This window comes from Nocardia vinacea NBRC 16497, assembly GCF_000308835.1.
Taxonomy (GTDB): Bacteria; Actinomycetota; Actinomycetes; order Mycobacteriales; family Mycobacteriaceae; genus Nocardia; species Nocardia vinacea.
On record NZ_BAGN01000406.1, the window covers coordinates 41,747 to 49,529 of the forward strand.

4 protein-coding genes are annotated in these 7,783 nt (G+C 62.9%); 1 reads left to right on the forward strand and 3 read right to left on the reverse strand.

What is annotated here, in order from left to right; genetic code table 11:
- Positions 1–100: 100 nt before the first annotated feature.
- Positions 101–2,329, reverse strand: coding sequence for a serine/threonine-protein kinase (locus ON44_RS38695; protein ID WP_040699685.1), 2,229 nt, complete (start codon positions 2,327–2,329; stop codon positions 101–103).
- 393 nt (positions 2,330–2,722) lie between these two features.
- On the opposite strand from ON44_RS38695, the gene ON44_RS38700 reads away from it, so the two are divergent.
- Positions 2,723–3,034: a hypothetical protein gene (locus ON44_RS38700; protein ID WP_040699687.1), complete on the forward strand. Its 312-nt coding sequence runs from the start codon at positions 2,723–2,725 to the stop codon at positions 3,032–3,034.
- Between the two features lie 821 nt (positions 3,035–3,855).
- Here the strand turns inward: ON44_RS38700 and ON44_RS49065 are convergent.
- Entirely contained in the window at positions 3,856–4,509 is a 654-nt protein-coding gene (locus tag ON44_RS49065; protein WP_157187520.1) for a nuclear transport factor 2 family protein, read from the reverse strand.
- A 552-nt stretch (positions 4,510–5,061) separates the two neighbouring features.
- On the reverse strand, positions 5,062–7,783 hold a 2,722-nt coding region (locus ON44_RS38710), incomplete at its 5' end, for a helix-turn-helix transcriptional regulator (RefSeq protein ID WP_040699688.1).

The following is a 7,783-nucleotide window of genomic DNA, read 5'->3' on the forward strand; positions in this document are numbered from 1 at the left end:
GATGAATCCTACGCCGCGGGCGTCCTCGCTTCGGCAATAATCTGCCGCCGGGCCGCTGCCACGCGCGTGGCAGTGACGACGCATCGGTTCCGGCTTCTCGTCAGCGAGAATCAGGCTTTTGCGTGACCACCCGCTCGAGTGCGCGCAGGTCCGCATCCAGCTTGCGGAACAACCAATAAGCGGCGACGAACGCCAGCCCGGAGGCCGCGCACAACCCCAGAACCGAGTCGCGCACAAGCGGTAACTCCTCGGGTTCGAGGGCGGTGAATCCGGCCAGCACCCCGACCAGCGGCACCGACGCCGTCACCGCGAGATAGGCCGTGAGTCTGCGACGGAGCGCACGCAGATACGCGGCGTCGTGCGCCGATGCGGGGCCGTGGCGCAGGTAGATGGGATAGACGCAGCGGACGACATAGAAAGTGGAAAGGAAAAATGTATAGGCAACGGAGATGGTGCCCGCCACCAGAACGGTTGCCGCGGCATGGACTATCAGCCGCGCCGGTAGATCGGTGAACCAGCGAAGCAACATCACCCCCGTCACGGTTGCGCAAACCGCGAACAGCAGGGTGTTCATCGCGCACAGGTCGCCCCAAAACAGTGTTCGCGACCGCACCCGCGCGAGCACTGCCTCGTCGTAGCGTCTGCCGGCGCGCAAGCCGCGAGGAACCGCGAGCAAATCACGCGACATGTATGCGTAGATGAGGATGGCAGGCGGCGAGGCGCAGAGGATGAAAACGATGACACCCTTGTCCAGCTGCCAGTTGGTGGCATCGGAGAGCTGCTCTCTGATCAGTTCCTGGACGTGCACAGCCATATAGACCGTAGCCAGGGTGACGCCGACCAGCGAGGATAACCACAGGATGGGGGTGGGCCAGCGCGAAAGTCGGGCCCGCCAACTGTTCGGCGGCGGATAAACAAGGTCGCGGGCCAGTTCCTCGAGGCATAAGTCGAGCTGCTGGGCCAATTCCGAACCGCACGAGTAGCGGTCTTCGCGGTCGGGCGACAGACACTTCAGCAGCACTTGGCGCAATGCCGCGGGGCAATCCGGCGGAAGTTCCGACAGGAACGTCGACTCGACAGGTTTGCGCCGCAGTTCGAGCATGCGGGCCAGCGATGTCTCCGACTCGCCTGCGGAGGTTTCGTCCGCGAATGGTCGATGTCCCGTGAGCAACTCCCACAGCATGACAGCCAGCGCGTATATGTCGCTTCGAGTATCGAGGTCGGCGGCGGTCGCCGGGAGGTCCGGATGGCAGGCTTCGAGCTGTTCGGGCGACATGTACGCCAGTGATCCGCCGAAGTACGCCAGGGGACTTGTCCCCTTGAGGTGTTTGCTGGAGCTGACGTTGAAGTCGGCCAGCTTCGGGATTCCCTCGGCGCTCAGCAGCACGTTCGCGGGTTTGATGTCTCGATGCAATACTCCTCGGTCGGACGCGTGCTGCAGTGCGTCCGCGAGTCGGCGGCCCAGCCAAGCGACGGTCTCCGGCCACGTCAGTGCGGCGGTCCGGGTCCGAACAGCTGATTCCGTGGGCCGAACCTCGCCCTTATCGGCAAGTACCTTGTCGATGGCATCGAGCAGCAGCTGCCCACTGCGGTATTCCGGAGGCGTCGAGCGTTGTAGGCGTAGCACGTCGAGCAGCGTTCCCCCGGGTAGGTACTGCATATACAGCAGCTTCAGCTCGCCGTCGGCGATGAGTCGCTGGTCGAAGATGCGCACGATGTATTCGTGGTCCAGTTGCGCGAGGGTCTGCGGCTCATTGCCGTGGTTATGGGAAATCTTGACCGCGACCAGTCGCTGCATTGATTGTTGTCGAGCGAGATACACCTGGGCGAAGGCGCCGGCCCCGATCCTCATCAGGAGGTCGAAATCGTCGATATGGTGGCCGACATCGATGGTGTCGAGAACCATTTGGGCACTTGGACGAGCAATCATCGTGCTGCGGTAGTCGCTCGTGAGCTGTGCGAGCTCAGGACCGGCCGCCGTGGCAGCCTCGGCGAGGGTAGCCTCATCGGCTGCGTGCGAACCGCGGCGCAGTGCGTGGAACTCCTCGTAGACCAGCTCGGCCGGAAGCGGACCATCTTGCAGTTCCGCAAATTCCGCACGGTATTCGATCAGTCGTTTGGGAAAGTGATAACGAAGCCAGCGGTATTCGAGATCGATCTTGATCAGTTCGATCAGTATCGTATGCCGCTCAGCCGGTTCACGAGGCAGGTACTCCGACAGCTCTGGTGGGGAACCGGACGCCCAAGCCTTGGAAAACCGAGCCACCACAGCGGCAAGCGCTGTGCGGGTTCGCTCGGCTGGATCGACCAGATCGGTCGGCTCGTACATCGGTCGCTCGGAGATCAGCGCCAGGCGCTCAGCCGCCGGCTACGCGCGATGCGGCCTATGTCGTAGTTGCCCCACATTATTTCCCTTCCGTCAAACCTCCCTGCCCAAGGGTATCGCCCTAGAGCGTCGCATCGTTGACGGCGATGTCCGTTCTTGGCGCGCAGTGCGGGCAGCAGATCGGCACCAGCGGATGCCGGTAGCTGTCGGCCTGCGGCGATCGGGGACCGCATCCTCAGCCGAGGGAGCCCGAGCTGTCCGCAGGTCGGGCTCTGTTCGGAGGCGCCGGCGCGTGACTTGGTGGTGCACGAATCCGGGAAGACACCTTCCCATGGGACGTACCATCGATTAATGTGTCGTTATATAGCGGTACGTTAATTGAGGGGAAGATAGCTCATGGAGATCGCGACGAAGTTCTGGACCGTGCGTCGTGTGGTGGTGACGACGCTGTTCAGCATCGTGCTGGTGCTAGTGACGATCGCCTCGCCGCACCTCTTCGCGGCCTCGGCCGGGCCGCGGGATTCGCACAGTCCCGGGGGCGGTCACGGCTACGGAGCGGGAACGCGCCCGAACAGCACTGACCACAGTCAGCGCAACAGTGGTTACGGCTACGGAGCACGCTCCAACAGCGACGGCCACGATCAGTACCAGGGCCGCACCGAGAACCCCTGCCGGTACACCCCGACGGGGACGTGCGGAGCGCGCTGACAACGAGGTCGGCGTGCTACCTGGCTCGCCATCAGGTCTGGATCGCAGCGGGCAACTCGTCGGCTTCGCCGAGCCGCCGGCTCGGGAGGTACTGGACCGATAACGGGAACGGCGAACTGCATGCGGAGAAACCGAGTGCCCGGCAGCTCATCGCGACGGGGTCTCGTTCTCGGCCAGTGCCGCGGCGGCGTCTTGGGCGGAACTTTGCTCGGTCGCAGCAAGGAACACGGTCTTGACCCTCCATCGTCGCGCCATTAAAGTTCCTTTCAATATTCGTCAAATGTTATCGAATAATCGATAACACAAGCAAGTTCCGCACTCACTCGCGCGCACCTGGATCCGGCCGGGAACCTGCCGCTCTCCGGGATCGTGAAACCCGCGCGCGGGTGACGGGCGGACTTGCGCGAGGACGCCCACGCGCAGGTAGTCGCCGCATCGAGAGGTACGCGGTTGTCATTTATAGGGAGGTACTTCTGCGGCGAATGACGCAGTCGACGGTCGTGCGCGCAGCGAGGATCTCCGGCCCGCCACACTGACATGGACTATCGCAACGGGTGTTTCCGGCGTTGTTCCGGGCATTCGAGGACGCGAAATTGATACGTGCCGCCTTCGGATTACTGCGAGGGTTTGATTGTGCGAATGATTGCCAGCTGCCTTAGGCTCGAATCCGTTCACTGACAGGAATAGTCCCAGCATGTTTCGAGCTTGCTATTGATATTTCTGGCAAAACATCGATGTCACTTGTCCGCTTCTGTTGCGCTTCGACTCGAACAGCAAAGGCGGGAGACCACACGCGTGGTCTCCCGCCTTTGCCTTAATTGCTACAGCCCGAGGATCTCGTTAACTTTCGCAACGACCTCGGCGAGCGGAACGTTCGCCTCGATCACCGTTTCGTCATCGGGGTTGATCAGATCCAGGCGGGTGCGGGTGAGCTTGGAGTACTTGACAATCCACTTACCGTTGACCTTTGTATAGCGATCCTCGTAGTGGCCATAGCCGTGCACCCCGAGTGTCCCACCGAAGATAAGCACATCCTCCATCGTCCACACGACCTCGGCGGTCGTCGCGGATGTCAGATTGATCTGCGGGTCGTAGCCCTGATGGTGGGTATTGGCACTGCCGATAGTGAGCTTCAGGAAGGCGATGAAATTGTCCCTTCCGACAAGGATGGGGCCACCGCTGCCCGTGGTGTCCACCACGACGTCGGGGGCGAGGAGTTCGCGCAGAGCGTTCCAGTTTTTCGTATCGATGTTGTGGAAGTAGTCCGCCTTGAGCTGCTTGATCGCTGCGATATCAGCGGTCGTGTCGGCCGCCGTGAAGACGCCCGAGGGAGCCGGGGGCTCCGACGACTCGGCGTTGGCGATCGAGATGCCGACGGCACCGAGCATTGTCGCCGTGCTCAACGCGACAGCGGCGCGCAGTACACGTCGCTCGCCCGGTCCGGCCAGGAACCGACGACGGTTTTCTACAGACATATCTCTTCTCCTCTTCGAGTGGGATGTCTCGAATGACTTGTGATCGGTGGTGGATGATCGGCGGACCGAGCAGCTCAGGTGCATTAGTCCGTGCAGAATCCGATCGGTGATGTCTTTTCGAATCCGGAAGCATTTCCTCCATTCGGCGTGCGGCACGCGTGGTTCATTTCGTGCTTCGCTGTTTTTCCGAGCCGAAGGAGCTCGAATCGATATACCTCGGATAATAGGAGGTATGTATAACTGGTGCCGTACGTCGGTGACATTTTTAGCACCGAGAAAGGAGCAGTGGAAGAAAAAAAACTCGCGCGGAAAAGGGAAATTTAGAACCGATCCGCGCGAGCGGATCAGTGCGCTTTCATCTCGCTCACCGGGAGGCGGATTTGACAGAGCGAGCTACGCGAGTCACGACCGAGGTGGGGACGAACCACGCTAATACCGCATGTTGTCGATTGTCCCAATGCTGATCGGGTGAATGTCGTGCGGCTATAAATGCACCGGTCATGAAATATGCAGCATACGATTCCTGTTTATCCCGGTTCGCTTGAATCTCGTTCAGCGAGTCGGGCCGGAACCGCCGTTGGATTCTTGCCGGGTCTCGTCGATGATCCAGGCCGCGATTTGTGCGCGGGAGGTGAAGCCGAGTTTGGTCAGGATGTGTTCGACGTGGTGCTGTGCAGTGCGTTGGGAGAGCACGAGTTTTGCGGCGATCTGTTTGTTGGTGAGTCCTTGGGCGACAAGGTTGGCGACCTCGCGTTCGCGCTTGGTCAGTGTCAGTCCGGAGTCGTGTGGGGTGGTGGTTGCCGGCTCTCCCAGGGCGTAGGCCACTGCGGTGTTCATCTCCATGGCTTGTCCGCGTCGGAATGCCGCGTCGAATCCGCGGTCACCGAGTGCGCGTCGCACGATGTCCTCGCATTCGTCGTGATAGTGGGAGAGCTCCGTGAAAAAAGTTGTGACACCCGGGGCGGAGCGCAGCAGGTGTTCGGCGGCGCCCATCAGGATGGCCGCGCGTTCACCATTGTCGTCGGCGCCGGTCCAGGCCAGTCCCTCGATGGCCAGTGCCGCGACGACAGGGCTGCGGACGCGCCGGTTGGCTCGTAATGATTCCAGCAGTAACTCGTGTGCGCGGGACTGCTCGTTCTGCTGCCATACGGTGATGGCGATGCCCCACAGCGTGGTCGATCGAAACAGCGATTCGCCGCACGCTTGGGTGATGGCGAGTATCTGCTCGTGATACTGGATCGCCCGCCCGGTGTTTCCCTGGAGTGCGTGCGCCCATCCCAGGTTGGACAACGTGGAGATATACAGAGGTCCCCGCGCGTTGGATTCGAATACCGAGAGGGTGGGTTCGAGTACGGATATCGCCCGATCGAGTTCACCTCGAAACAGTGCCAGGGTTCCCTCGGCGGCCGTGGCCAGCGCTTCGGTGGTGGGTGCGGGGTCCTGTTCGGCGAGGGTGCGCGCCTGCTCGACGAGGGTGGCCGCGTATTGCAGGTCTCCCTGTACCGCAGCCATGTACGTGCTCGTATGCAGTGCTTTGACGCGATCGGGTATCGAGTGCGCGGCGGGGTGGGCGAGGATGCGGTCGAGCCGGCGTCGGCCTTCCCCGAACCGTCCTCGGAAGCTCCAGTACGCGAATAACGCCGCGGTGGTTCGCAACCCGGCTTCGGCCGATTCCGCGGTGTCGTCGGATACACAGAACTCGAGCGCGTCCCGCAGATTCGGTTGCTCACGGTCGAGCCGAGCGAGCACGTCGAGCTGCCGGTCACTGATCCACCCGGCCTCGGCGTCCAACGCCAGCCGCTGGTACCAGTCGCGGTGTCGTCGACGCAGATCCTGGTATTCGCCGCTGTCCTGCAGCTTCTCGCGACCGTAGTCGCGCATGGTCTCGAGCATGCGGAAGCGCACGACGCCCTCGGGTTCCTCCCGATTCACGATGGACTTGTCCACCAGGGAGGACAACGCGTCCAGCAGACTCTCCGGCGCCAATTCGGCACCACACACGCATTCGGCGGCGTCGAGCTCGAAGCCGCCGGCGAATACCGTCAGCCGGGCCCATATCCGCTGCTCGACCGGTGTGCACAGCTGGTAGCTCCAGTCGATGCACTCTCGTAGCGTCTGTTGCCGGGTGGGTGCGGTGCGACTACTGCGGGTGAGCAGTGTGTATCGGTCGGTGAGCCGCTGCAGGATCTGTTCGGGCGACATGGCGCGCATCCGAGCCGCCGCGAGTTCGATCGCCAGCGGCAATCCGTCCAGCCGCGAACAGATACCGGTCACGGCGGCCTTGTTGTCCTCGGTGAGTTCGAAGCCCGGCACCACTGCTGCGGCGCGGTCGGCGAACAATGTCACGGCATCGTATTTGGGCAGTCCGCGCAGCGGCGGTTCACCGTCGGGGTCCGGCACGGTCAGCGGCAACACCCGCAGTACCGCTTCCCCGGCGATGTCGAGCGGTTCGCGGCTGGTGACGAGAATCCGCAGACCCGGACAAGCCATAAGCAACGTCTCGACCAGCTCCGCAGAAGCCGCCAACGCTTGTTCGCAGTTGTCCATAACGAGCAGCGTTTCCCGGGATTGCAGGAACTGGACCAGCACTTCCCGCGTCGACCGGGCCGAATCGTCGCGCAGGCCAAACGCGGCCGCCACGACGTCGATCAGCATCGACGGGTCGCGCACGTCGGCCAGTTCGACAACCCGGACCCCGTCGGCGAAATCGCGTCGAGTGTTCGCGGCCGCTCGCAGCGCCAGTCGGGTTTTGCCCACGCCACCGATCCCGGCCAGCGTCACGAGGCGGTGGGTGGACAGCAGATTTTTCACCTCGGCCGTCTCGGTGCGGCGGTCGACGAAATTGGTGAGCTCCGGCGGCAGCTCGCCGATGTTGCCGCGTCCTCCAGGCGTCGGCGGCGGGCCCCATTCCCGCATCGCCGAGGTGTAGTCCAGCGGCTCCGGGGCTGGGTTCACGTGCAGCGCCATCTCGCCGACCGGGTATCTGTGGCGCAGCTGTACCTGCCGGAGAGCCTCACCTATTCCGGTCGCCGACGGCCGCTGCCGCGGATCCCGTTGCATCGCCGATTCCACCACCGCCGACAAGTCGTCGGGCATGCCGCTTTCGCGCAGGTCCGGCACCGGCTGGCTGGTGATCCGCAGGAACTGGGCAACTACTCGTTCACCGCTGCGGCGTTCGAAGGCGGCATGTCCGGTGAGCGCGCAAAACAGGGTCGCACCGAGCCCGTAGATATCGGCAGCAGACGTCGGGTCGTCGCCGCCGAGAACCTCGGGC

What these genes read in the sequence shown, in the direction of transcription:
- ON44_RS49065 (WP_157187520.1), bottom strand. Translation starts at nt 4,509, where the DNA reads ATGTCTGTAGAAAACCGTCGTCGGTTCCTGGCCGGACCGGGCGAGCGA.
- ON44_RS38700 (WP_040699687.1), top strand. Translation starts at nt 2,723, where the DNA reads ATGGAGATCGCGACGAAGTTCTGGACCGTGCGTCGTGTGGTGGTGACG.
- ON44_RS38695 (WP_040699685.1), bottom strand. Translation starts at nt 2,329, where the DNA reads ATGTACGAGCCGACCGATCTGGTCGATCCAGCCGAGCGAACCCGCACA.